This window comes from Sulfitobacter pacificus, assembly GCF_030159975.1.
GTDB lineage: Bacteria > Pseudomonadota > Alphaproteobacteria > Rhodobacterales > Rhodobacteraceae > Sulfitobacter > Sulfitobacter pacificus.
The window spans coordinates 3,077,596-3,100,954 of sequence record NZ_BSNL01000001.1 but is presented as its reverse complement, the minus strand read 5'-3'; the positions used below and the strand labels follow the sequence as shown (position 1 = coordinate 3,100,954).

Annotated in this window: 19 protein-coding genes; 14 read left to right on the top strand and 5 right to left on the bottom strand. The window is 55.8% G+C overall.

The window, feature by feature from the left end:
* Nucleotide 1 precedes the first annotated feature (1 nt).
* On the bottom strand, nucleotides 2-2,617 hold the full coding sequence (gene mutS / locus QQL78_RS15575) for a DNA mismatch repair protein MutS (protein ID WP_284375616.1): 2,616 nt from the start codon (nucleotides 2,615-2,617) through the stop codon (nucleotides 2-4).
* 163 nt (nucleotides 2,618-2,780) lie between these two features.
* Between mutS and QQL78_RS15570 the strand changes: the two genes are divergently transcribed.
* From QQL78_RS15570 to QQL78_RS15560, 3 genes are all read left to right on the top strand, one after another.
* Entirely contained in the window at nucleotides 2,781-4,511 is a 1,731-nt protein-coding gene (locus tag QQL78_RS15570) for a glycosyltransferase 61 family protein (protein ID WP_284374728.1), read from the top strand.
* A gap of 69 nt (nucleotides 4,512-4,580) precedes the next feature.
* Nucleotides 4,581-6,839 carry an NADP-dependent malic enzyme gene (locus QQL78_RS15565; protein WP_284374727.1) on the top strand — a complete coding sequence of 753 codons (2,259 nt, stop codon included), beginning with the start codon at nucleotides 4,581-4,583 and terminating at the stop codon, nucleotides 6,837-6,839.
* A complete protein-coding gene (locus QQL78_RS15560; protein ID WP_284374726.1) occupies nucleotides 6,836-7,708 on the top strand; it encodes a ribokinase in 873 nt (290 codons plus the stop codon). The genes QQL78_RS15565 and QQL78_RS15560 overlap by 4 nt, the downstream gene beginning before the upstream one ends.
* Here the strand turns inward: QQL78_RS15560 and msrA are convergent.
* Nucleotides 7,705-8,370, bottom strand: a complete 666-nt coding sequence (gene msrA / locus QQL78_RS15555) for a peptide-methionine (S)-S-oxide reductase MsrA (protein WP_284374725.1) — start codon at nucleotides 8,368-8,370, stop codon at nucleotides 7,705-7,707. The two genes, QQL78_RS15560 and msrA, sit on opposite strands and share 4 nt — an antisense overlap.
* A gap of 144 nt (nucleotides 8,371-8,514) precedes the next feature.
* Here msrA and QQL78_RS15550 point away from each other — a divergent pair, with 144 nt between their 5' ends.
* Together QQL78_RS15550 and QQL78_RS15545 are read left to right on the top strand one after the other, a co-directional pair.
* Nucleotides 8,515-9,207, top strand: a complete 693-nt coding sequence (locus tag QQL78_RS15550; protein WP_284374724.1) for a sulfotransferase-like domain-containing protein — start codon at nucleotides 8,515-8,517, stop codon at nucleotides 9,205-9,207.
* Between the two features lie 141 nt (nucleotides 9,208-9,348).
* Entirely contained in the window at nucleotides 9,349-9,684 is a 336-nt protein-coding gene (locus tag QQL78_RS15545) for a DUF7282 domain-containing protein (RefSeq protein WP_386258935.1), read from the top strand.
* 66 nt (nucleotides 9,685-9,750) lie between these two features.
* Here QQL78_RS15545 and QQL78_RS15540 read toward each other — a convergent pair whose 3' ends face one another.
* Nucleotides 9,751-10,968: an argininosuccinate synthase gene (locus QQL78_RS15540; RefSeq protein ID WP_284374722.1), complete on the bottom strand. Its 1,218-nt coding sequence runs from the start codon at nucleotides 10,966-10,968 to the stop codon at nucleotides 9,751-9,753.
* 145 nt (nucleotides 10,969-11,113) lie between these two features.
* On the opposite strand from QQL78_RS15540, the gene ilvA reads away from it, so the two are divergent.
* Nucleotides 11,114-12,325: a threonine ammonia-lyase IlvA gene (ilvA, locus tag QQL78_RS15535; RefSeq protein WP_284375614.1), complete on the top strand. Its 1,212-nt coding sequence runs from the start codon at nucleotides 11,114-11,116 to the stop codon at nucleotides 12,323-12,325.
* 10 nt (nucleotides 12,326-12,335) lie between these two features.
* A complete protein-coding gene (locus QQL78_RS15530) occupies nucleotides 12,336-13,148 on the top strand; it encodes an SDR family oxidoreductase (RefSeq protein ID WP_284374721.1) in 813 nt (270 codons plus the stop codon).
* Here the strand turns inward: QQL78_RS15530 and QQL78_RS15525 are convergent, their stop codons facing one another.
* Entirely contained in the window at nucleotides 13,149-13,481 is a 333-nt protein-coding gene (locus QQL78_RS15525) for an Hpt domain-containing protein (protein ID WP_284374720.1), read from the bottom strand. It lies immediately after the preceding gene.
* A gap of 150 nt (nucleotides 13,482-13,631) precedes the next feature.
* Between QQL78_RS15525 and QQL78_RS15520 the strand changes: the two genes are divergently transcribed.
* Nucleotides 13,632-14,906: a PP2C family protein-serine/threonine phosphatase gene (locus QQL78_RS15520; RefSeq protein ID WP_284374719.1), complete on the top strand. Its 1,275-nt coding sequence runs from the start codon at nucleotides 13,632-13,634 to the stop codon at nucleotides 14,904-14,906.
* On the opposite strand, the gene QQL78_RS15515 is transcribed toward QQL78_RS15520, so the two are convergent.
* Nucleotides 14,899-15,336 (bottom strand): NUDIX hydrolase, encoded by a 438-nt coding sequence (locus QQL78_RS15515; protein WP_284374718.1) that lies wholly within the window; start codon nucleotides 15,334-15,336, stop codon nucleotides 14,899-14,901. The genes QQL78_RS15520 and QQL78_RS15515 overlap by 8 nt on opposite strands.
* Before the next feature lie 79 nt (nucleotides 15,337-15,415).
* Between QQL78_RS15515 and hslO the strand changes: the two genes are divergently transcribed.
* From hslO to QQL78_RS15485, 6 genes are all read left to right on the top strand, one after another.
* A complete protein-coding gene (gene hslO, locus QQL78_RS15510; protein ID WP_284374717.1) occupies nucleotides 15,416-16,414 on the top strand; it encodes an Hsp33 family molecular chaperone HslO in 999 nt (332 codons plus the stop codon).
* Complete coding sequence (locus QQL78_RS15505) at nucleotides 16,407-17,003, top strand: CoA pyrophosphatase (protein ID WP_284374716.1); 597 nt, start codon at nucleotides 16,407-16,409, stop codon at nucleotides 17,001-17,003. The genes hslO and QQL78_RS15505 overlap by 8 nt, the downstream gene beginning before the upstream one ends.
* Nucleotides 16,979-18,157 carry a CCA tRNA nucleotidyltransferase gene (locus QQL78_RS15500; RefSeq protein ID WP_284374715.1) on the top strand — a complete coding sequence of 393 codons (1,179 nt, stop codon included), beginning with the start codon at nucleotides 16,979-16,981 and terminating at the stop codon, nucleotides 18,155-18,157. The genes QQL78_RS15505 and QQL78_RS15500 overlap by 25 nt, the downstream gene beginning before the upstream one ends.
* A gap of 167 nt (nucleotides 18,158-18,324) precedes the next feature.
* A complete protein-coding gene (locus tag QQL78_RS15495) occupies nucleotides 18,325-20,169 on the top strand; it encodes an ABC transporter ATP-binding protein (protein ID WP_284374714.1) in 1,845 nt (614 codons plus the stop codon).
* Entirely contained in the window at nucleotides 20,162-22,006 is a 1,845-nt protein-coding gene (locus tag QQL78_RS15490; RefSeq protein WP_284374713.1) for an ABC transporter ATP-binding protein, read from the top strand. The genes QQL78_RS15495 and QQL78_RS15490 overlap by 8 nt, the downstream gene beginning before the upstream one ends.
* Nucleotides 22,007-22,043: 37 nt before the next feature.
* Nucleotides 22,044-23,297, top strand: a complete 1,254-nt coding sequence (locus QQL78_RS15485) for a class I SAM-dependent RNA methyltransferase (RefSeq protein WP_284374712.1) — start codon at nucleotides 22,044-22,046, stop codon at nucleotides 23,295-23,297.
* Nucleotides 23,298-23,359: the final 62 nt, after the last annotated feature.

Here is a 23,359-nt window from a genome sequence, read left to right as displayed (position 1 = left end):
GTCAGGATTTGGCCGCTTCTTTTAGTTTGTACAGGAGGTCCAGTGCCTCGCGCGGGGTTAACTCGTCAGGGCTGATTTCTTTCAGTTGTTCCTCTACGGCGGATGCTTTGGCCGGTTGCGGTGCTGGGGCGGGAACGGCTGAAAACAGGGGCAAATCATCAATCAATGTCTTTTGCTTCGCACCGCCTTCGCGTTCACCTTTCTCTAGCGCCTCCAGCACCACACGGGCGCGGGCGATAACACTATCAGGCAGGCCGGCCAACTGTGCCACTTGCACCCCGTAGGACCGGTCGGCGGCACCTTTGCGAACCTCATGCAGGAAAATAACCTCGCCCTCCCATTCCTTCACGGCGACCGTTGCATTGTCCACGCCGTCCAGCTTGGCGGAGAGGCCCGTCATTTCATGATAGTGTGTGGCGAATAAGGCGCGGGATTTGTTCACGTCATGCAGATGTTCCAATGTGGCCCAGGCAATCGACAGGCCGTCATAGGTTGCGGTGCCACGACCGATTTCGTCCAGGATCACCAGGGCGCGATCATCTGCCTGATTCAGGATCGCAGCGGTTTCAACCATTTCAACCATAAAGGTCGACCGCCCCCGCGCCAGATCATCAGAGGCACCGACACGGCTGAACAATTGGCTGACTATCCCGATATGTGCCGAGGTTGCAGGCACAAAGCTGCCCATTTGGGCCATCAACGCAATCAGGGCGTTCTGCCGCAGAAACGTCGATTTACCCGCCATGTTGGGACCGGTCAGCAGCCAGATATTGGCACCGTCTTGTGCTGTCAGATCACTATGGTTGGCTATGAAAGGATCGCCGCTTTGCTGTGCGAGGGCCCGTTCGACCACGGGATGCCGGCCCCCTTCGATGTTAAAGGCGCGGCTGTCGTCAACCTTGGGACGCACCCAATTTTCTACGCTTGCAAGTTCCGCCAGCGCAAAGGCCAGATCAACCTCTGCAATGCCGGTGGAGGTCACGCCGATCTCTGCTGCACGGGCCAGAATCGCCTGTCTAAGCGTTTCATAGAGCCGCTTTTCGATCTCAAGAGCATGATTGCCCGCATTCAAGATCTTGGTTTCCATCTCAGAGAGTTCAACAGTGGTGAACCGCACCTGATTGGCAGTGGTTTGCCGGTGAATGAAGGTTTCGGAAAGGGGCGGGGACAACATCTTTTCCGCATGGGTGGCGGTTGTCTCGATGAAGTAACCCAGCACATTGTTGTGCTTGATCTTGAGCGAGGAAATGCCGGTGTCGGCGGCAAACTTTACCTGCATCTGCGCAATCACGCTGCGCCCCTCATCGCGCAAAGTGCGGGATTCGTCCAACTCGCTGTCATAGCCCGATGCAATGAACCCACCATCCCGTGCCATCAACGGGGGTTCTGCGATCAGGGCATCGTCAAGAAGGGTGACCAATTCCTCATGGCCGACCAACCCTTTGACGGCTGTGCTGATCAGATCAGGCAAATCACCGCTCAATTGCTGCGCCAAATGCTCTGCTTCGCTCAGCCCGTTTCGAATGGCGGCCAGGTCACGTGGACCGCCGCGGTCAAGTGCCAGCCGCGACAATGCCCGATCCAGATCTGGGGTTTTGCGCAAGGTTTCCCGCAGCTCTTGCCGCAGCCGACTGTTTTCAAAGGCATGGCTGACAGCATCAAGGCGCTGCCCGATGGTTTTAGTGACCCGTGAGGGGCTTGAAATGCGTCGTTCCAACAGGCGTGCGCCTGCAGCGGTACAGGTGCGGTCCATCAGTGCCAGAAGTGATCCGGCCCTGCCACCATTCAAACTGTGGGTCAGCTCAAGATTGCGCCGGGTGGCTGCATCGATCTGAACACTGCGCTCTTCACTCTCTTTTTGTGGGGGGCGCAGCAATGGCAGCTTTCCCTTTTGCGTAATCTCAAGATAGTTGATCAACGCGCCCATCGCCGAGATTTCAGCGCGGGAAAAATTGCCAAAAGCGTCAAGTGTGGCAATCGAGAACAGATCACAAATTCGTTTTTCCGCGCTTGTGCTGTCAAAGGCAGAGCGCGCCAATCCAGTTAGGGCAATGTCGAAATCAGAGACTAAATCGCGCAATTCATCCTCCTTTGCTTCGGAGACGATGAGTTCCGAAGGGGATAAACGTGCCAATTCAGGGCCCAGGCGCACAATGGGTAACGGCATCACATGGAAGGCCCCGGTGGAAATATCGACCCATGCCAGCGCCTGTGCATCGCGCACTTCAGCAAAGGCGGCAAGAAAGTTGTGACGCCGCGCTTCAAGCAGGGAATCCTCTGTCAAAGTGCCGGGTGTAACCAGCCGCACCACTTCGCGTCTTACCACGGCTTTATAACCGCGTTTCTTGGCCTCCGCGGGGCTTTCCATTTGCTCACAAACAGCAACACGAAACCCCTTGCGGATCAGCGTCAGGAAGTATCCTTCGGCGGCATGATGCGGCACGCCACACATGGGAATATCGTTGCCGTCGTGTTTGCCGCGTTTGGTCAGGGCAATGTCCAGTGCTTCGGCTGCGGCTACGGCGTCGTCAAAAAACATCTCGTAAAAGTCGCCCATGCGGTAGAACAGCAGCGCCCCCTGATGTTCCGCCTTGATCTCAAGATATTGCGCCATCATTGGCGTGGTTTTTGCGTCACTCACTTGATTACCCCCCAAGGCTTGCTTGTCTGTACAAAACCAAGCCGCGCGAGGAAAGAGGGGGACGCAGAGCTTGTCGCTGGACGGGTCGGGCATTCATGATAAAACGGTACAGATCCGGGCAAGAAAGCATGCCAAACCCATGCGCAACAAAATTGATCTTACGCTGCCACCTGACAGGTTGTTTCTGAACCCATGGCAAGACCCCGGTTTCCGGCTGTTGCTTGAGCCGGAGTTTCACTGGCGTCCAATTGAGGGGGGGCAGATTGCAGGGTTTACCGCAAGCGCACATCAGGAAATCAACAAGAAGATCCGGCAGCTCCTGCGGAGGACAGAAAGAAACCGCACCCTGACGACGCCAATCGAATTTAATGCGGTTCCGGTGATGCTGGATCAGGCTGATTTTCGTCAGTCCTTTGTGCTGGCACATGATCGCGTGATGCTTAGCGGGGCGGCGGCAAAACGGGTGATGACTCGTTTTCGTAAGGCAAATGCAAGGGCTGAAATCAACGCAAACGAACAGCTTGCCGCGTTTTTTGAAACCTGTCGGGACGGCAACAAAAATCGGGAGATACCGCTATATTCAGGCTTGTTAGAGCCTGATACTCCTTTTGCAGTAGAATGTCGAAACACGTTCAACTATTTTCATTTTATCACCGAATCCCTGTCGCAACTGACGGTTCTGGATGGGTTGGATTTTCAGGGTGATATCTACTTTCACTTCCCCAACAGTGAGGACAAGCAGCGGCCTTTCGCAACTACATTTGCCGAGGCATTGTTCCCCGAATTCAAGGGCCGGATCTTCTTTGAGCGCGTGCCAAAGGAATACCCGAATGTTGTGACCGCATATGAGTTGGACGGCGGATATCACATGGCGCCGACCGCAGACTTTGAAGGGATACAGGAACATATGCCGGACAGTGATGTCTGGCAGCACGGTGTTGCATCATTGGAAGCATATGATCCGCTGGCGATGAACCTGGTGAATACCAATCTACTGGCCCTGCGGGCCCGGGCGTTGCGCGCCATCGAAGGGCTTGAGTTTGACCATTTGCCCAAGCGGTTCTTTGTGGGCCGCGACACCCGACTAAGCCGAGAACGGCAAATGGAAGGCGAGGATTTGTTGTTTGAGCATCTTCAGATGTTCGGCTTTGAATACGTGGTCTTTGAAAGCCTGAGCCCGCTTGAACAGATCGCCTTAATGGCGCGGGCTGAGATGATGGTGTCTTATCACGGGGCAGGTTTCACCAACATGCTTTTTGCATCGCCGCAAACCTATGTGATCGAGATTGGCACATTGCAAACCGCGCAAATCCGCTGGGGCGACTTCTGGCCGTTGGCTAATGCATCGCGGTGCAGATATGTGAGTTTCTTCGGCGACTATAGGGCTAAGAACCCTCTAATAGAACCTGAATTTAGCGAAGACGGGATTGTGCCGGCCTCTCTGTCCGAGGGCGCAATTGGCCAGGTCATGGCCTTTATTGTGACAGTGCTTGGGCATTATCCAGACCTGAAAGATCCAGATGCGCTGGGCCGGCTAGCGCGTGAACTTTTGCATGTCGGTGAGGCAGAGCGGGCCATCAAGCTGCTGGAACAGCGTGAAGAGTTGGTGCACGCGGACAGCAAGCTGTGTCTGGTTCGCGCTGATTGCCATAAGGCTCTGGAGGAACCGAAATCAGAACTGCTTGCACTGGATCTGGCGCATAAGGCGGACCCTGATCGGTGGCAGACATTGGTGCGCATGATCTGGTGTGCAAACCATTGTGACCGGCCTCAGGTGATCCGCTGGGCGCTGGCCCGGCTAAAGACAGATTTCCCTGACAGGCATGACGCCTTTGTTGCAAAACACGACTGGCTGCGTTTCGTCGCATAGCCGTTCGTGCTGATTGAACGTTTTGGCGATCAAAGATAAGACATGGGAAACAATTGAAAGTACGCCCACGTGACCAGAAACAGAATTACCGACGAAGAGGCGCTTGCCTTTCATCTTGAACCATCTCCCGGCAAGTTCGAAATTTCCGCGACCGTGCCGATGACGACGCAGCGCGACCTTTCCCTGGCCTATTCGCCCGGGGTTGCGGTGCCCTGCGAAGCGATCGCGCAAAACCCTGAACTGGCCTATGACTACACCAACAAGGGCAACCTTGTTGCGGTGATTTCAAACGGTACAGCGGTGCTGGGTCTGGGCAATCTGGGCGCGCTGGCCTCCAAGCCGGTGATGGAAGGTAAATCGGTCCTGTTCAAACGGTTTGCTGATGTGAACTCTATCGATATCGAGCTGGACACTGAAGATACCGAAGCCTTTATCAGCGCGGTTAAGCTGATGGGCCCTACATTCGGTGGGATCAACCTTGAGGACATCAAAGCGCCTGAATGTTTTATCATTGAACAGCGCTTGAAGGAAGAAATGGACATTCCGGTGTTCCATGATGATCAGCATGGCACAGCGGTGATCTGTGCCGCCGGGTTGATCAACGCGTTGCATATTTCGGGAAAGAAAATCGAGGATGTACGCATTGTCCTGAACGGTGCGGGCGCTGCGGGCATTGCCTGCCTTGAGCTGCTCAAGGCGATGGGTGCCCAGCACAACAATTGCATCATGTGCGATACCAAAGGTGTGATCTATCAGGGTCGTACAGAGGGCATGAACCAGTGGAAATCGGCGCATGCGGCCAACACTGAATTGCGCAGCCTCGAAGAGGCGATGAAGGGTGCAGATGTCTTCCTTGGGGTGTCTGTCAAAGGTGCCGTAACACCGGATATGGTAGCCAGCATGGCAGACAATCCGGTGATTTTTGCGATGGCGAACCCTGATCCGGAGATCACGCCGGAAGAAGCCCATGCCGTGCGCATGGATGCCATTGTGGCCACCGGGCGCTCGGATTATCCGAACCAGGTGAACAATGTGCTGGGTTTCCCGTATCTGTTCCGTGGGGCGCTGGATATCAATGCCCGCGCTATCAATGATGAAATGAAAATCGCATGTGCCCATGCCCTTGCCAATCTCGCGCGCGAAGATGTGCCGGATGAGGTTGCGGTTGCCTATGGCAAGACGCTGACCTTTGGGCGTGACTATATCATTCCCACACCGTTTGATCCGCGCCTGATCTGGCGCATTCCACCAGCGGTGGCACGGGCGGGGATGGACACAGGTGCCGCGCGCCGTCCGATCATTGATATGGACGCCTATGAGCTGAACCTGAAATCGCGGATGGATCCAACGGCAAACATCCTGCGCGGGATCAACGCACGAGCGCGGACCGCTCAGGCGCGGATGATCTTTGCCGAAGGGGATGATCCACGGGTATTGCGGGCGGCGGTCACATACCAGCGGTCGGGCCTTGGCAAGGCGCTGGTTGTGGGGCGCCCCGATGACGTCAAACAAAAGCTTGAAGACGCAGGTATGAGCGACGCTGTGCGCGAGCTAGAGGTTGTGAATGCCGCCAACACAAAGCATTTGGATACCTACAAGAATTTCCTCTATGGCCGGCTTCAACGTCGCGGCCACGACAGCAAAGATATTCACCGTCTTGCAGCGCGGGATCGTCATGTTTTTGGTGCCTTGATGTTGGCGCACGGGCATGGCGACGGTTTGGTGACGGGGGCGACCCGCAAGTCGGCACATGTGCTTGAGCGGATCAACCATGTGTTTGATGCAAACGCTAAACATGGGGCGGCGGGGATCACGGCATTGATGCACAAAGGGCGGATCGTGTTTATCGCGGATACCTTGGTGCATGAATGGCCTGATGAGAATGATCTGGCCAATATCGCCGAAAGCGGTGCGGCGGTTGCGCGTCACATGGGGCTGGAGCCGCGCGTGGCCTTTGTCAGCTTTTCGACCTTTGGATATCCGGTGTCGGAACGTGCAGAAAAAATGCATCTGGCACCGCAGGTGCTGGATGAGCGTGGCGTTAACTTCGAATATGAAGGTGAGATGACTGTCGATGTGGCGCTGAATGTTGCGGCGCAAAAGCAGTATCCGTTTTCGCGTCTGACGGGGCCTGCAAATATTCTGGTTGTACCGGCGCGGCATTCGGCAAGCATTTCGGTTAAACTCATGCAGGAAATGGCCGGTGCCACGGTGATTGGTCCGATCCTGACCGGTCTGGATAAGAGCATTCAGCTTTGCTCCACCGCAGCAACGGCAAATGACATCCTGAACATGGCGATTCTGTCGGCCTGCAAGGTCGGCGGATGATCTGGAACCTCGGCTCGATCAATGCGGATAATTTCTATTATCTCCGCCATCTGCCCGGGCCGGGGGAGACGCTTGCCGCGGATAGGTTTCAACAGGGGCTAGGCGGCAAAGGGGCGAATATGTCCGTTGCTGCTGCCCGTGCGGCGGCACGTGTTGTACATATCGGCGCGGTTGGGGATGATGGCAAATGGGCCGTTGATCGCTTGTTGGAATATGGGGTTGATACCCAGCATATCGCCCGGGCCGATGTGGCAACGGGTCATGCGAACATCAATGTCGATGCGGATGGCGAAAACAATATCGTGCTTTATGCAGGTGCAAACCATGCTGTCACCGAACGGATGATTGGCGCGGCACTGGCCGAGGCAACGCCGGGTGATTTTCTGTTGATGCAGAATGAAACCAACGGTCAGGCATATGCCGCGCAAACGGCAAGGACATTGGGTTTGCGGGTGGTCTATGCGGCAGCCCCGTTTTCCGCAGAGGCTGTGCAAGAGGTGATCACCCATGTTGATCTGCTGGTTTTGAACGAGGTTGAGGCGGCCCAGCTGCAAGCCTCAACTGGTGCTGAGTTATCTGCGTTGCCGGTTGATGACATTGTCATCACCTTGGGCGGTGACGGGTGCAAATGGGTCTCTAACAAGGCGAAAACCGAAGAAAGCTTCCCATCGTTTCCTGTGGAGGTTGTGGATACAACAGGTGCTGGCGATACGTTTACCGGCTACCTTGTTGCAGGATTGGATCGCGGGTTCGAGATGGTCAAAGCGCTGGATCTGGCGTTGCGTGCTGGCGCGTTGATGGTCGGGCGGCATGGGACGGCAGATGTGATCCCGGATTTGAAAGATGTCCAGGATCACGATTTTTCCTAATTCACAAACGGGGCGTCTGAACCCCAAAGCTGTTTGACCCGCGCATCCCGCCCACAGCCTTTGCGGTAGCGTTTGTAGGCGACCGACTTCTTCACCGCCAGACCAACAGAGGTCACCGCCAATCGCTCGCTGCTTTTGTAATAATCCTGATGGTATTCATCAGCGGGATAGAATTTGCTGGCACCCAATACGGGTGTTACAATCTTCTGACCTAATGCGGCCTGTGCCTCTGATTTAGCTTTTTCAGCGGCGGTTTTCTGGGTGGCATTGTCCGCAAAAATGGCGCTGCGATAGCTTTCACCGCGGTCACAGAATTGCCCACCTGCGTCAGTTGGATCAATCGAACGGAAAAACAGTGCAAGCAGGGTGTCGCGGCTGACCACATTTGGATCAAACTGGATCTGAACCGCTTCGTAATGGCCGGTGCCACCCTGTGTTACCTGTTTGTAGGTCGGATTGGCCGTTTTCCCGCCCGCAAAGCCCGAAACAGCTTCCTTTACGCCACGCAAGGATTCGAAATCGGCTTCTACACACCAGAAACATCCACCTGCAACGGTCAGTGTTTCGGTCCCGGCAGCTTTGGCGGTACTGGTTTGCGCCAGAACCCCCAACGCGATGAAAGTTGCCAGGGCGAATGACTTGAAGGTTGAGAAATTGAACATGGCGATCTCCTTTGCGCTATGCTGCGCTGGCGGTTGAGCCGGGGCAAGGTTCAAGGTTGTTCGTTCACGCGGTGGTGATGGTACTTTACCGCTTGGCAAAGACCCGTAACATTTCTAGCGTCAGCCAGAGAGTAAGGAGAAGCTATGCGTATCGCCATGTGGTCGGGCCCGCGAAACCTAAGCACAGCGATGATGTACAGCTTTGGCGCGCGGGCGGATTTTGCGGTCATGGATGAACCGTTTTACGCCGCCTATCTGCACAGGACCGGTGCGGATCATCCGATGCGTGATGAGATACTGCAAGCCCATGAAACAGACCCTAATAAAGTGAGTTTAGACTGCAAACGCACAGGCACGCCGCACCTTTATATGAAGCATATGCCGCACCATATGGTGGAGGATTTTCCCATGGATTGGGCAGAGGATTGTATGCATGTCCATTTGATCCGCCACCCTGCACGGGTGATTGCCAGCTATACGGCCAAACGCGAAGCGCCGACGTTAGATGACATTGGTTTTGTGCAACAGGCCCGCTTGTTCGATGCATTGGGAGGTATCGTGATCGACAGCACTGATATCCGTGCCGATCCAGTAAAGATGTTGCGAAAACTTTGTTCAGCGATTGATCTGCCGTTTGATCCCGCGATGTTGCACTGGCAGCCCGGACCACGGGCGGAAGACGGGATTTGGGCGCAGCATTGGTATCATGCCGTGCATCAAAGCAGCGGATTTGCCGGGGCAGAGGGGGCTTTGCCGGTGCTTGAACCAACAATGACCAAACTTCTGGATCAGGCGATGCCATTTTATGAAAAAATGAAAGAAAACGCACTGGTTTGAAAACAGGCTGAAACTAATCCGTTATCCACTCCGTTGGTTCTGTATCCAAGGAGGAGATACACTGTGAAATATCTACTGAGTTCCGCAATCGCCCTGACATGTGCTGCTGGTGTGGCTTTCGCTGCCGCGCACGCAACGCCCATGGTTGAAGCCGCTGATCAGGACGTGTCGAATGGCATTGTCAGCGCCGAAAAGGTGGTGGCGGGTGAAAACGGCTGGTTGGTTGTTCACCGCACTGATGCAGAGATGAAGCCGGGTCCGGTTGTCGGCTATGCGCCGTTGCGTGGTGGTGAAAACACTGATGTCGCGGCAATCCTGCAAGAAGAGGTAAAATCCGGCGAAATGCTGATGCTGATGGTGCACGCCGAACAGGGCGGCATGAAAACCGGCGTATTTGAATACACGCTGGGGGCCAAGGAAGACGGTCCGATCAAACCAGACGGTAAGCTTGTTATGAAAGTTGTGACGGCGAAGTAAGTTTCGCCGAAACTTTCTGACGCGTAACGAGTGTGAGGCCCGGACCGAAAGGTTCGGGCCTGTTTTTTACTTGAACCGTTTGTCGCGGGCGGCCAGCAACTTCAACCGCAATGCGTTCAACTGGATGAACCCGGCGGCGTCTTTCTGATCGTAGGCGCCGGCATCATCTTCAAAGGTCACATGCGCCTCGGAATACAGCGAATGATCTGACCAGCGGCCAACAGTGCGTACATGACCCTTGTAGAGTTTCAGGCGCACGGTGCCTGTCACATGGGTTTGGCTGGCGTCGATCGCTGCTTGCAGCATTGTGCGCTCTGGGCTGTACCAGAAACCGTTGTAGATCAGTTCGGCATATTTCGGCATCAGCTCGTCTTTGAGGTGCATCGCACCACGGTCCAGCGTGATTGATTCAATCGCACGGTGCGCTTCAAGCAGCAATGTGCCACCGGGTGTTTCATAGATGCCGCGTGATTTCATACCGACAAAGCGGCCTTCAACCAGATCCAGACGGCCACAGCCGTGTTTGCCACCCAGCTCATTCAGCTTGGTCAGGATGGATGCAGGCGACATCGCCTCGCCATTGATTGACACCGCATCGCCGCGTTCAAAACCGACCTCGACATATTCAGGTGTGTCGGGCGCATCTTCGGGGTTAACCGTGCGCTGATAGACGTAATCGGGTGCGTCGACGGCAGGATCTTCCAAAACCTTCCCTTCAGAGGAGGTGTGCAGGAGGTTTGCGTCCACGCTGAATGGTGCTTCACCACGTTTGTCCTTGGCGACCGGGATCTGGTTCTTTTCTGCAAATTCCAGAAGTTTGGTCCGGCTGGACAGGTCCCATTCCCGCCAGGGTGCGATCACCTTGATATCGGGGTTCAGAGCGTAAGCCGCCAGTTCAAACCGTACCTGATCGTTACCTTTGCCGGTGGCACCATGGGCCACGGCATCCGCGCCGGTTTCTTCGGCGATCTCGACCAGACGTTTTGAAATCAAGGGGCGCGCGATGGAGGTGCCCAGCAGATACAGCCCTTCGTAAACCGCATTGGCGCGAAACATCGGGAAAACAAAATCGCGCACGAACTCTTCGCGCACATCTTCGACATAGATATCGGACGCGCCCATCATCTCGGCTTTGGCGCGGGCGGGCTCCAGCTCTTCGCCCTGACCCAGATCGGCAGTAAAGGTTACAACCTCACAGCCGTATTCCGTTTGCAGCCATTTGAGAATGATCGAGGTATCAAGTCCGCCGGAATAGGCGAGAACAACTTTTTTAGGGACAAACATGGTCGGCTCCTTTGGTAATCCATCGCGGGGTATCGGGTTTTGTGGGTGCGGGCAAGATGTTGCCCTTGCGTTGACCTGTCCTGTTTGCGGGCCTAACGATAGGCACAGATTGAAAGGCGGACCCGTGACAGAGAATTTTCAGGCGATGGCGACCTTGGCAGCAGCCAAAATGCGACCCGTGTTTCCCGAAACACCCTTGATGCGCAATGAGTTACTGTCGGAACGGTTTGGTGCCGACATTTATCTGAAGCGCGAGGACTTAAGCCCGGTTCGGTCCTACAAACTGCGCGGTGCCTTTAACGCCATGCGTAAGGTGATCCCGGAACAATCGCTGTTTGTCTGCGCCTCTGCCGGCAATCATGCACAGGGTGTTGCGTTTATGTGTCGGCACTTCGGGGTAAGGGGTGTGATCTTTATGCCTGTCACTACGCCAGAGCAAAAGATCCTCAAGACCCGGATGTTTGGCGGTGAGCAGGTCGAGATCCGCCTTGTCGGTGATTATTTTGATGCAACCCTTGCTGCAGCCCAGACGTTTTGTTCCAAGGAAGGCGCGCATTTCCTGTCCCCGTTTGATGATGAAGATGTGATAGAGGGCCAAGCCTCTGTTGCTGTCGAGATAGAGCAGCAGTTGGGCAGGGTGCCTGATCACGTCATCCTGCCTGTCGGTGGTGGCGGGCTGTCTGCTGGGATATACAGCTATTTCGATCAGGAATGTCGCTATACCTTTGTTGAACCGGAAGGGGCCAAAAGCCTTGCGGCGGCATTGGACGAAGGGGAACCGGTGGATGTGTCGCCGGTGAATACATTTGTTGATGGTGCATCGGTCGCCAAAATCGGTGCACGGACCTTTGCACGGTTAAAGACCATCGGACGCGACGATGTTATCGCCCTGGAAGAAGACCGGATTTGTTGCACGATTGTTGAAATGCTGAACGTTGAGGGCATCGTTTTGGAACCCGCAGGCGCAATGGCACTAGAGGCGCTGGGCGAGGTGGCTGAACAGATAAAAGGTAAAACCGTGGTGTGTATCGCATCTGGTGGGAACTTTGATTTTGAACGCCTGCCTGAGGTCAAAGAACGTGCGCAGCGGTATTCTGGCCTTAAAAAGTATTTTATCCTGCGTTTGCCGCAACGTCCCGGCGCATTACGCGATTTTCTCGATACACTTGGACCAAGCGATAACATCACGCGGTTCGAGTATATGAAGAAATCTGCGCGCAACTTTGGGTCGGTCCTGATCGGGATCGAAACAGATGCACCGGAGAATTTTCCGACTATGTTCCAACGTATTGAAACGGCTGGATTTTCCTATACCGACATCACAAATGATGAAACGCTTGCCCAATTTGTGATCTAGGGAGAGGCCCATGAAGTTTGAAGGCAGTTCGGTTGTTGTGACCGGCGCAGGCAGTGGGATCGGTGCAGCAATTGCCCGTCTCGCCGCTGAACGGGGTGCGCGGGTTTGTGTTTCGGACCTTGATGGGGCCAAGGCAAATACCGTGGCGCAAGAGATTGGCGGGATGGCTGTGGCTTGTGATGTACGCGATGAGGCGCAGGTCAAATCGTTGATTGCTAAGGCAAGCCAAACACATGGCGATGTTGATATCTATGTTTCAAATGCAGGATTAGGCGGTGCAGATCCTAGCCATGCTGCCTCCCAGAGTGATGCGCATTGGGAGCTGAACTGGCAAGTTCACGTGATGAGCCATGTTTACGCGGCCCGCGCCTTATTGCCTCAAATGATCAACCGCAAATCCGGCCATTTGGTTAATGTTGCCTCTGCTGCGGGATTGCTGAATCAGATTGGCGACGCGGCCTATTCCGCAACCAAACACGCGGCTGTCAGCTTTGCCGAATCTCTGGCGATTACCCATGGTGTTGATGGAATTGGGGTGTCGGTTGTCTGTCCACAATATGTGGCAACACCGCTATTGGGGCTTTCCGATGCGGATGCTGCAACGCAGGGTTCGTTGCTGACTGCGGATGATGTAGCTTTGGTGGTGGTTGACGGGGTTGAGGCGGGGCGCTTTCTGATCCTGTCGCATCCAGAGGTTCAGACCTATGCGGTTCATCGTGCAACAGATCACGACCGCTGGGTGACGGGTATGCAGATGTTGCGGGCCAAGGCGATGGATAGGTTCGGCGGCATTCAGGTCGAGAACTTTTACAAGCTGGTGTAATCAGGCGGCCAGTTTCACGCGATAGTCTGCCAGAAACTCCTGTTTAGAGGCTGAATAGACTTGAAGGATCGCGCCAATGTTTACGCCGTCACTGGCACCGTTTTCCGCTGATTTCTCTGCGGCATGGCATAGTTGCGACATTTCGGAAAAGCCCAGACTTAATGCGCTGCCTTTCAGGAAATGCATGTCAGCCGCCAGGCTTGCTGTGTCGTTCCTCTCTTCAAGTCTGGAAAGGGTATCTTCAACCTCCTCAAAGAACAGCTCGACAACCTCGTCAAAATCTTCTGCACCAACTTCAAGACAAAGCTGTTGGACATGCGACCAGTCAATCACTTTTAGAACCCCTTTCGACGCTGACCTTGGTGGAATTTGTTTAACACTCCGCTAGGGGTGCCCTGCATTTTGCATCAACTTTGAGCCTTTACGCGCCCTTAAGCTGGCCCTGCGAAAGAGCCTGAGTGATGGTATTGGATCAGGAATAAGATGGAACACCGGCAACGCAGCCCGAATGTGGCAGGTGATAACCCACGGGCCGTGCCCAACCGTATCCTGATTGTCGATGACAGCCGGCTACAAAGGCGGATCCTGTCAAAGATGCTGGGCAAATGGGGTTTTGCGGTCAGCGAGGCGGAAAGCGGTGCAGAAGCGCTTGAAATCTGTGCGGCGCAGATGCCGGATCTGATTGTCAGTGACTGGATCATGCCCGGCATGTCCGGCATCGAATTCTGCAGTGCCCTGCGCGAGATGCCACAGGATGGATATGCCTATTTTATTCTGCTGACCTCTAAAAGTGAGAAGATCGAAATTGCCCAAGGGCTCGATTCCGGGGCGGATGATTTCCTGACCAAGCCTGTGAATTCCGACGAGTTGCGGGCACGGATTACTGCGGGGGAACGGATTTTACGCATGCAGCGGGAATTGTCGCATAAGAACCGGTTGGTCAGTGAAACCCTTGGGGAATTGCAGCGGGTGTATGATCTGCTGGATCAGGATCTTCTGGAGGCAAAGAAGCTTCAGCAGTCGTTGCTGCGGGAAAGACAGCGCAGTTTTGATACCGGGCATCTGTCCTTGATGTTGCGCTCGTCCGGTCATGTAGGCGGGGACCTTGTTGGATTCTTCCCGACGGATGACGGGAAACTCGGGCTTTTCGCCATTGATGTGTCGGGTCACGGGATCAGCTCCGCCTTGATGACGGCGCGGCTTGCCGGATACCTGTCGGCGGCGGCCCCGGATCAAAACATCGCGCTGACTCGACAGGCGAATGGAAAATATCATGCCAACCCGCCGGAAAAGGTGATCGAAAAACTGAACGATCTGGTGTTGAATGAGATGGAGACAGAGCATTATTTTACGCTGCTCTTGGCCTTTGTTGATATGGCAACCGGGCGTGTCCAAATTTCGCAGGCGGGCCACCCTCACCCTTTGGTGCAGCGCGCTGATGGGGCGGTGGAACAATCCGGATCGGGCGGGTTTCCGGTTGGGTTGATCGAGGGCGTCACCTTTTCCCAGTTTGAGGTAACACTGGCACCTGGTGATCGGCTGCTTTTGTTGTCGGACGGGGTAACCGAATGCCCCGATGCAAGTGGCGAAATGCTGGGCGAAGAGGGTCTGACCGGGGTGATTTCGCGTCTGGCGAAGGTGCGCCAAGCTGCGCTGTTAGAGGCATTGATGTGGGAGCTGGCCGATTTCGCGGGCACCGAAGAATTCCCTGACGACGTGTCGGCAATCCTGTTTGAATACAGCGGGCCGCCTAGCTGATAAAGCGGCGCATGAACATGCTGTCACCCTCATTGCCCAGGGCCTCGACTGCGTCTTTGCCCGACAGGATCAGCGTAATATGGTCAGGTTCGATCGGCTCGGCAATCTGCCTGACGGGATGGGCCACATAAACATGGCACAGCTTTTCGGCCCACAGATCGTATTCAGGCATGTAAACAAAACGGCGAAAGGCACCCAACCGGCGGGGCGCAGCGATCCGCCAGCCGATTTCCTCTAACACCTCGCGGTGCAGGGCTTGCAAGGGGGATTCTCCTGGATCAATGCCCCCACCGGGCAGCTGAACATCGATCTTGCTGGTGACCTGTGCGGTCAAAAGGAAGCGCCGTTTCAGGGGGAGAATGGCATAAACACCCGGGCGCATGCGGTAGTCTTGTTGTGCCAAGGGTGGCGCGCCTATCCGTCTGATCATCCCTGTTCCCCTTTATCCTAGGCTTGCTGCGCCTATATAGACGCGGTATGCCAAGCGGCCTAGGATAAGGAAACCCTCAATGACAGCGCCCAATCAGCACGGAAACCAGATTGCGTGGGATGACAGTGTTCTGCCGTTCCAGCTGGACCATAGTGATATCCGCGGTCGTGTCGGGCGGCTTGACGGGGTTCTTGAGGGGATCCTGAGCCAACATGATTACCCACCACAGGTCGAAGCGCTGGTTGCTGAAATGGCGCTGCTGACGGCCTTGATCGGGCAGACGCTGAAACTGCGCTGGAAACTGCAATTGCAGGTGCAGTCAAAAGGCCCTGTGCGGATGATCGCCACGGATTATTACGGCCCCGACAAAGAAGGCGGTTCCGCGCGTATCAGAGCCTATGCAAGCTATGATGCGGATCGTTTGACCGATGCGGCACCCTTTGATCAGGTCGGTGAAGGATATTTTGCCATTATGATCGATCAGGGCGAGGGTATGACACCATATCAGGGCATCACGCCGTTGGAGGGTGGATCGCTGTCGGCCTGTGCCGAAGCGTATTTTGCCCAGTCCGAACAGCTGCCAACGCGTTTCTCGCTGAGCTTCGGCAAATCCTCCGGTCCGAATGAGCCCGAGCATTGGCGCGCAGGTGGTGTGATGTTGCAGCATATGCCCAAAGCCTCGCCTTTTGTCGCCAAAACCGAAGGGGAGGGCGCATTGCTGTCAGCAAACGACCTTGTTGATGGTGAGGAGGCAGAGAACTGGAACCGCGTGAATGTCCTGCTTGATACTGTGGAAGATCTGGAATTGATTGGCCCCACTGTGGCCCCGGCCGATTTGTTGCTGCGCCTGTTTCACGAAGAACAGCCGCGGGTTTTTGATGCGCAGGCTGTGCGGTTTGGCTGTTCCTGTTCGCCAGATCGTGTGCGTCAAAGTCTGTCGATCTATTCGGCCAAGGACATTGCCCATATGACAACGGATGACGGGCGGGTCACTGCAGACTGTCAGTTCTGTGGTGCCCATTACGATCTTGACCCGAAAACCGTAGGGTTCGAAGCAGAAACCCCCACAGGTGACTGACCGGATTATTCAAATCAAGGACGCATTGACGCGCTCCGGCCGGCCCTCGTCCGATTTCGATCTTAATCCCGAAACGGTCTTGCCGGCGGATCGTGTTTTGCGGCCCGCTGGTGTGTTGGCCCCGATTGTGGCGCGTGAAGACGGGCTTCACTTGCTGTTGACCAAACGATCTTCGGCGTTGAAGCATCATCCGGGGCAGATTTCCTTTCCCGGGGGTAAGCAGGACGATACCGACATAGATGTGGTTGCTGCCGCCCTGCGCGAAGCACGTGAAGAGATTGGTTTGCCGGAAGATATCGTTGATGTTCTGGGGACGTTGCCGACTCATGAAACAGTGACAGGGTTTACTGTCACGCCTGTAATTGCCTTTATCAGAGACGATTTTGACATCAGACCAGAGCCGGGAGAGGTGGAAGAGGTCTTTGCCGTTCCTCTGGATCATGTGCTGAACCCGCAGAATTTTGCGGTTGAATCGCGTCGTTGGCGCGGGGCGCGGCGGTATTATTACACGGTTCCTTTCGGCCCCTATTACATCTGGGGGGCAACCGCGCGTATGTTGCGGGCATGGGCCGACCGAATGATACCGTGATACCAGCAGAAACAAGTTGGCTGCAAAATCCCGCTGCGCAAAGGGTCTGCGCGGCGATTACGGCTGCGGGGTATCAGGTCTATTTCGTCGGCGGCTGTGTGCGCAACGCGATTTTGGGTTTAAGCGACAGTGACATCGACATGTCGACCAATGCCCGCCCTGAAAAAGTGATCGAGATAGCGGAGGCGGCTGGGCTTCGGGCGGTCCCCACAGGGATTGAACATGGCACTGTCACCGTTGTGGTTGATGGCACCCCGTTTGAGATCACAACTTTCCGCCGTGATGTGGAAACCGATGGCCGCCGTGCGGTTGTTGCCTTTTCGGATGACATAAAGGATGACGCACGCCGCCGCGATTTTACGATGAACGCGCTTTATGCCACGCCCGAGGGCACCGTTGTTGACCCCCTTGAAGGCATTAATGATCTTCTGGCGCGGCGGATTCGGTTTATCGAGGACCCCGATGCGCGGATCAGGGAGGACTATCTGCGCATATTGCGGTTCTTCCGGTTTTCCGCATGGTACGCGGATCCGGCAGAAGGGTTTGATCCTGATGCGCTGGCTGCAATCGCGGCCAATACCGACGGGTTAGAGACGCTTTCGGCGGAACGTGTTGGTCAGGAAATGGTCAAACTGTTGGGCGCTCCCGACCCGTCTGCGGCCATTGCCGTAATGCGTCAAACAGGTGTCTTGCCCGCGATCCTGCCCGGATCCGATGACCGTATGCTTTCGATATTGGTGCATATGGAATCTGCGCTGGGCGTGGTCGCGGATTGGAAACGCCGGCTTGCCCTTTTGGGTGGGGAGGATCCTGCAGCACGCTTGCGGCTTAGCAAGGCGGATGCACAGGTTTTAGCCCTGATCTGCGAGATTGGTTTTGTAGGGCCGCCAATCAAGGAAGTTTCTTATCGCTATGGGGTGGCGTTTGGACAAACCACGGTTCTGATCCGTGCAACCCTTGCAGAAAAAATGCCCCATCCATCGGAGTTAGAGACTGTTTCAAACGCCGCCGCCGCGAGTTTTCCAATCGCGGCACGTGATCTGATGCCCGCCTATCAAGGCCCTGCATTGGGCAAGAAACTGAAAGAGCTTGAGCAGCTCTGGATCAATTCCGGCTTTACGCTCAGTGCGGATGAATTGTTGCGCGGTGCCTAGCTCTCGACAAAACCTAACATCACGGGTAAGCAGGTGTCAGAATATGGAGGATTGCAAAATGATTGTCGGGATTTGGTTCAGCTAAGGCTGTCTTAACCAACGCTCCTAACGGGTTGCGCAGAGGCGCTGACCGATCATTTTGCACTTTGTTTCCAAGGCTCTTGCCCATGTTCCGCTTCTTTGAAAATCTCGTCGACCCCTATACATCCTATACAGAAAAAGACTCTCCGCCGCGCAAGCTATGGCCGTTTTTGCGGGATTATTGTGCGCCGTTCAAAGGTGTCTTTATCCTGACCGGCATCATGTCGATCGTTGTGGCCGCGATCGAGATCGGGCTGATCTATTACATGGGTCGCATCGTTGATCTACTGGGCACGGATCCGGCAGAGATGTGGGGCACCTATGGGGTTGAACTGCTGCTGCTGGCCGGGTTTGTGCTGATCATTCGCCCGCTGATGCAGGGGTTGGATGTTGCGCTGCTGAACAATGCGATCCTGCCGAATTTCGGCACATTGATCCGCTGGCGGGCGCATAAACAGGTGTTGCGTCAATCGGTGGGGTGGTTTGAAAACGATTTTGCCGGACGGATCGCCAACCGTATCATGCAAACACCTCCCGCTGCGGGTGAAGTGGTGTTTCAGACCTTTGATGCGATTTCCTATGCGCTGGCCTATATGGTGGGTGCTGCGATCCTGTTGCTGGCGTCGGATTGGCGGTTGATGCTGCCGCTTTTGGGGTGGATGGCGCTATATGGCGGGCTGATCCGCTGGACCGTGCGCAGTGTTGGTCCCGCCTCCAAGGCGGCATCGGATGCACGCTCACAGGTCACCGGGCGGGTGGTCGATGCCTATACGAACATCCACTCGGTCAAGATGTTTGCGCATCATGACCTTGAAGTCGATTTCGCCAAGGAAGCCATCGAAAACGCGCGGGTGACCTTTCAGAAAGAGATGCGGATTTTTACGGTGATGGATGTCACGCTGGTACTGCTGAACGGCTTGTTGATTGTTGGTGTTGTCGGCTGGGCGCTGGCCCTTTGGACATGGGGCGAGGCGAGCGTTGGTGTTGTGGCTGCTGCGGCTGCGCTGACTTTGCGGCTGAACTCTATGACCGGTTGGATCATGTGGGCGCTGTCGTCTTTCTTTCGTGAACTTGGTGTTGTGGCCGAGGGGATGGAGACAATTGCCCAACCGATTGCACTGGTCGACAAGGCAGAGGCGAAACCGCTTGATCTATCCAAGGGTCAAATAGAATTGCGCGGTCTGACCCATCATTACGGTCGCGATCAGGGCGGTTTGCAATCGCTGGATCTGGTGGTGAAACCGGGCGAGCGGATTGGTCTGGTAGGCCGTTCGGGTGCCGGTAAATCTACCCTCGTGAAGCTGCTTTTGCGGTTCTACGATGCAGAGGGTGGGCAGGTGTTGATTGATGGTCAGGACATCACGACGCTGACCCAGGACAGTCTGCGCAGGAATATTGGCATGGTGCAACAGGACAGCTCGCTGCTACACCGTTCGGTGCGCGACAATATTCTTTATGGACGTCCCGATGCCACAGAGGCGGAAATGATTGCGGCAGCAAAACAGGCGCAGGCGCATGAGTTCATTCTGGACCTATCAGATCCCGAAGGGCGTAGTGGTTATGATGCGCGGGTGGGCGAACGCGGCGTGAAACTCTCCGGTGGGCAACGCCAGCGCATTACCTTGGCGCGTGTGATCCTCAAGAATGCGCCGATCCTGTTGCTGGACGAGGCCACCAGTGCTTTGGACAGCGAGGTCGAGGCCGCCATTCAGGAAACCCTATACGGTATGATGGCTGGCAAGACGGTGATTGCGATTGCGCACCGGCTGTCGACAATTGCCGAAATGGACCGGATTGTCGTGCTGGACGGTGGGCAGATTGTTGAAGAAGGCAAACATGACGCGCTTTTGGCGCAAGGCGGGCTATATGCAGATTTCTGGAGCCGCCAGTCGGGCGGGTTCCTCAAACTGGATGATGTGACTGATGACTAGCCGTTTGAAGATATCCGATTGGATCAGCCCCTTTTCACTTGCCGAAGGCCCGCCACCGCGAACTTTGGGTGCTTTCATCCGGTGGAGCTTGGCTGGTGCCTGGCCAGTGCTGTTCCTTGCTGCCTTCCTGTCCGCATTGGCAGGTGTGATGGAGGCGGGGACTGCATGGATTCTGGGGCGGGTCATTGATGCGAGCATCAGCGCCGGGCCCGAAACCTTCTTTGACGGGCGCAATATTGGGCTGATTCTGGGTGCGGTTGCGTTTTTCCTGATTGCGCGGCCAGTGTTGTTTGGCCTGTCATCGGGCGCGAATGCCATCATGGTGGCACCCAATGTGAATCCGCTAGTATTGTCGCGTCTGCACCGATGGACTCTGGGCCAGAATGTCGGGTTTTTTGATGATGATTTCGCGGGCCGCATCGCGCAAAAGCAGATGCAGACCTCCCGTGCGGTCACTGATGTTGCGGTTGAAATGATCAATGTGGTCGCCTTTGCGCTGGCATCGCTGGCGGGGTCAGTGGCCTTGCTGGTGGCGATTGACTGGCGGGTGGCAATTGGGTTTGCTTTTTGGCTGATCGGGTATTTTGCGTTGATCAACTGGTTCTTGCCACGGGTGCGCATGCGGTCTGCTGCGCGGGCGGGAGCCAAGGCGATGGTGTCGGGGCAGGTCGTGGATACGATCACCAACATCAAGACCGTCAAACTGTTTGCCCATGCGGATCACGAGGATCGCGCGGCGCTGGGCGCGATGCGGGCCTTTCGGCAGCGTGCGTTGGAATTCGGCTATCTCGCTGCCGGGTTCCGTTTTGCCTTGATGAGCCTCGCGGGTGTTTTGCCGGTTTTGTTGATTGGCGGGACGATCCTGCTTTGGCAGCGTGGCATCGCGACTGAAGGGGATATTGTGGCCTCCGGCGCAGTTGCCATTCGCATTGCGCAGATGACCGGCTGGGTCAGCTTTACCTTGATGGCTGTTTATTCAAACGTGGGCGAAATTGAGGATGGGATGAAGACGCTGACACCCCGCAACAGGGTTGATGATTTGCCCGATGCACCTGCGCTGGAGGTGCCAAGCGGCCGGATTGAAATGCGCAACCTCAGCTTCGCATATGGGCGTCAATCAGGTGGGATTGAGGATATTAATCTGACAATCAAACCGGGAGAGAAACTTGGTATTGTCGGGGCCTCTGGTGCGGGGAAATCCACGCTCGTTGCCTTGCTGATGCGGCTCTATGAAGGGGAAGCGGGCGATATCTTGATTGATGGTATCGACATTCGCGGCGTGACGCAGGAAAGTTTGCGGCGCAATATCGGCATGGTCACGCAGGAAACCGCGATGTTCAATCGATCCGCGCGGGACAATATCCTGTATGGACGTCCTGATGCCACTTTGGAGGATGTGATTGCTGCTGCCAAACGGGCGGAGGCCGATGGATTTATTCAGGATCTTGAGGATCACAAAGGCCGGCAAGGCTATGAGGCGCATCTGGGTGAACGGGGCGTGAAGCTGTCTGGCGGGCAGCGGCAGCGGATCGCATTGGCCCGTGCGATCCTCAAGGATGCGCCAATCCTTGTTCTGGATGAGGCGACAAGCGCGCTGGACAGTGAGGTCGAGGCATCGATTCAATCCGCCTTGACGCGTGTGATGGAGGGCAAGACCGTTCTGGCCATTGCGCACCGCCTATCGACGCTGACAGAGATGGACCGGATTATCGTCATGGATGCTGGGCGGATCGTTGAAAGCGGAACCCACGCGGCCCTATTGGCCGAAGATGGGCTTTATGCGCGGTACTGGCATCGGCAGTCCGGCGGCTTTTTGAATATGAAAGCTGCCGAATAGGCTTGGGAAGTGCGGCATTGCAGGCTAGAGCGGGCGTATGACGGAATATAATATCATCAGACTGGGTCAGCACGGCGACGGGATCGCCCAAGGGCCGATTTTTGCGCCAATCACCTTGCCGGGTGAGGTGGTGACGGGCACGCTTGACGGTCAAAACCTGAAAGATGTGCGTATTGTCACACCCTCATCTGATCGGGTGGCCCCACCGTGCCGGCATTTCAAATCCTGCGGGGGCTGTTCGTTGCAGCATGCGGCAGATGATTTTGTGGCGGACTGGAAGGTATCGGTTGTACGGGCTGCACTGGATGCACATGACATAGAAACCAAATTTCGGCCGATCCAGACGTCACCAGCACAATCCCGCAGGCGTGCAACCTTTGCCGCGAAACGGACCAAGAAAGGTGCAATGGCGGGGTTCTACAGCCGTGGCTCTGATACGGTGATTGAAATCCCCGACTGCCAGCTGGTGCATCCTGATCTGATGGTCGGGTTGGATATCTCAAAAGAACTGGCATTGGTCGGGACCAGCCGCAAGGCGGCGCTGGCTGTGACGGTAACCCTGACCTCTAATGGGCTGGATGTTGCTGTTGCACAGGGCAAGCCGCTGGATGGCCCTTTACGACAGGTGTTGGCAGAGCTTTGTGACCGGCTCAAACTGGCGCGGCTGAGTTGGGAAGGGGAGATTATCGGAACGCGGTTGCCCCCTTTGCAGCGGTTTGGCAAAGCGGATGTGGCACCACCCCCCGGTGCGTTTTTGCAGGCCACAAAACACGGCGAGGCCGCGCTGCTGGCGGCCGTCAAAGAGGCGGTTGGCGATGCGGCACATGTCGCTGACCTGTTTGCCGGCTGCGGCACCTTCGCCTTGCCCCTGTCGCAAAGCGCCCGTGTGCTTGCGGTCGAAGGGGACGCGGCAATGACAAATGCACTTGATCAGGGGTGGCGCAAAACCAAAGGGTTGAAGCCGCTTAAGGCAGAGGCGCGCGATCTGTACCGCCGCCCGATCCTGCCGGATGAGATGCGCAACCTGGATGCGGTTGTGCTAGACCCGCCCCGCGCAGGTGCGGAACGTCAGGTTGCCGAGATTTGCACCTCGCATGTGCCGCGCGTGGCGTATGTCTCGTGTAACCCGGTCAGTTTCGCGCGCGATGCCCAGATGTTGGTGCAAGCGGGCTATAACCTTGATTGGGTACAGGTTGTTGATCAGTTCCGCTGGGCTGCGCATGTTGAACTGGCTGCCTGTTTCAGCATTTCGGGTGAACGCCCGCCGGAACTGAAGCTCACGGCTTTTTGAAGACATGATTTTTTGGTATATGCTAACGCCATAAGAAACGGGCCGGTAACATCCGGCACAAG

Coding starts and splice junctions, on each gene's coding strand:
- QQL78_RS15540 (WP_284374722.1), bottom strand. CDS start 10,968: ATGTTTGTCCCTAAAAAAGTTGTTCTCGCCTATTCCGGCGGACTTGAT.
- ilvA (WP_284375614.1), top strand. CDS start 11,114: ATGGCGACCTTGGCAGCAGCCAAAATGCGACCCGTGTTTCCCGAAACA.
- QQL78_RS15515 (WP_284374718.1), bottom strand. CDS start 15,336: ATGATCAGACGGATAGGCGCGCCACCCTTGGCACAACAAGACTACCGC.
- QQL78_RS15530 (WP_284374721.1), top strand. CDS start 12,336: ATGAAGTTTGAAGGCAGTTCGGTTGTTGTGACCGGCGCAGGCAGTGGG.
- mutS (WP_284375616.1), bottom strand. CDS start 2,617: ATGATGGCGCAATATCTTGAGATCAAGGCGGAACATCAGGGGGCGCTG.
- QQL78_RS15495 (WP_284374714.1), top strand. CDS start 18,325: ATGTTCCGCTTCTTTGAAAATCTCGTCGACCCCTATACATCCTATACA.
- QQL78_RS15485 (WP_284374712.1), top strand. CDS start 22,044: ATGACGGAATATAATATCATCAGACTGGGTCAGCACGGCGACGGGATC.
- hslO (WP_284374717.1), top strand. CDS start 15,416: ATGACAGCGCCCAATCAGCACGGAAACCAGATTGCGTGGGATGACAGT.
- QQL78_RS15545 (WP_386258935.1), top strand. CDS start 9,349: ATGGTTGAAGCCGCTGATCAGGACGTGTCGAATGGCATTGTCAGCGCC.
- QQL78_RS15500 (WP_284374715.1), top strand. CDS start 16,979: ATGGGCCGACCGAATGATACCGTGATACCAGCAGAAACAAGTTGGCTG.
- QQL78_RS15560 (WP_284374726.1), top strand. CDS start 6,836: ATGATCTGGAACCTCGGCTCGATCAATGCGGATAATTTCTATTATCTC.
- QQL78_RS15570 (WP_284374728.1), top strand. CDS start 2,781: ATGCGCAACAAAATTGATCTTACGCTGCCACCTGACAGGTTGTTTCTG.
- QQL78_RS15490 (WP_284374713.1), top strand. CDS start 20,162: ATGACTAGCCGTTTGAAGATATCCGATTGGATCAGCCCCTTTTCACTT.
- msrA (WP_284374725.1), bottom strand. CDS start 8,370: ATGTTCAATTTCTCAACCTTCAAGTCATTCGCCCTGGCAACTTTCATC.
- QQL78_RS15520 (WP_284374719.1), top strand. CDS start 13,632: ATGGAACACCGGCAACGCAGCCCGAATGTGGCAGGTGATAACCCACGG.
- QQL78_RS15550 (WP_284374724.1), top strand. CDS start 8,515: ATGCGTATCGCCATGTGGTCGGGCCCGCGAAACCTAAGCACAGCGATG.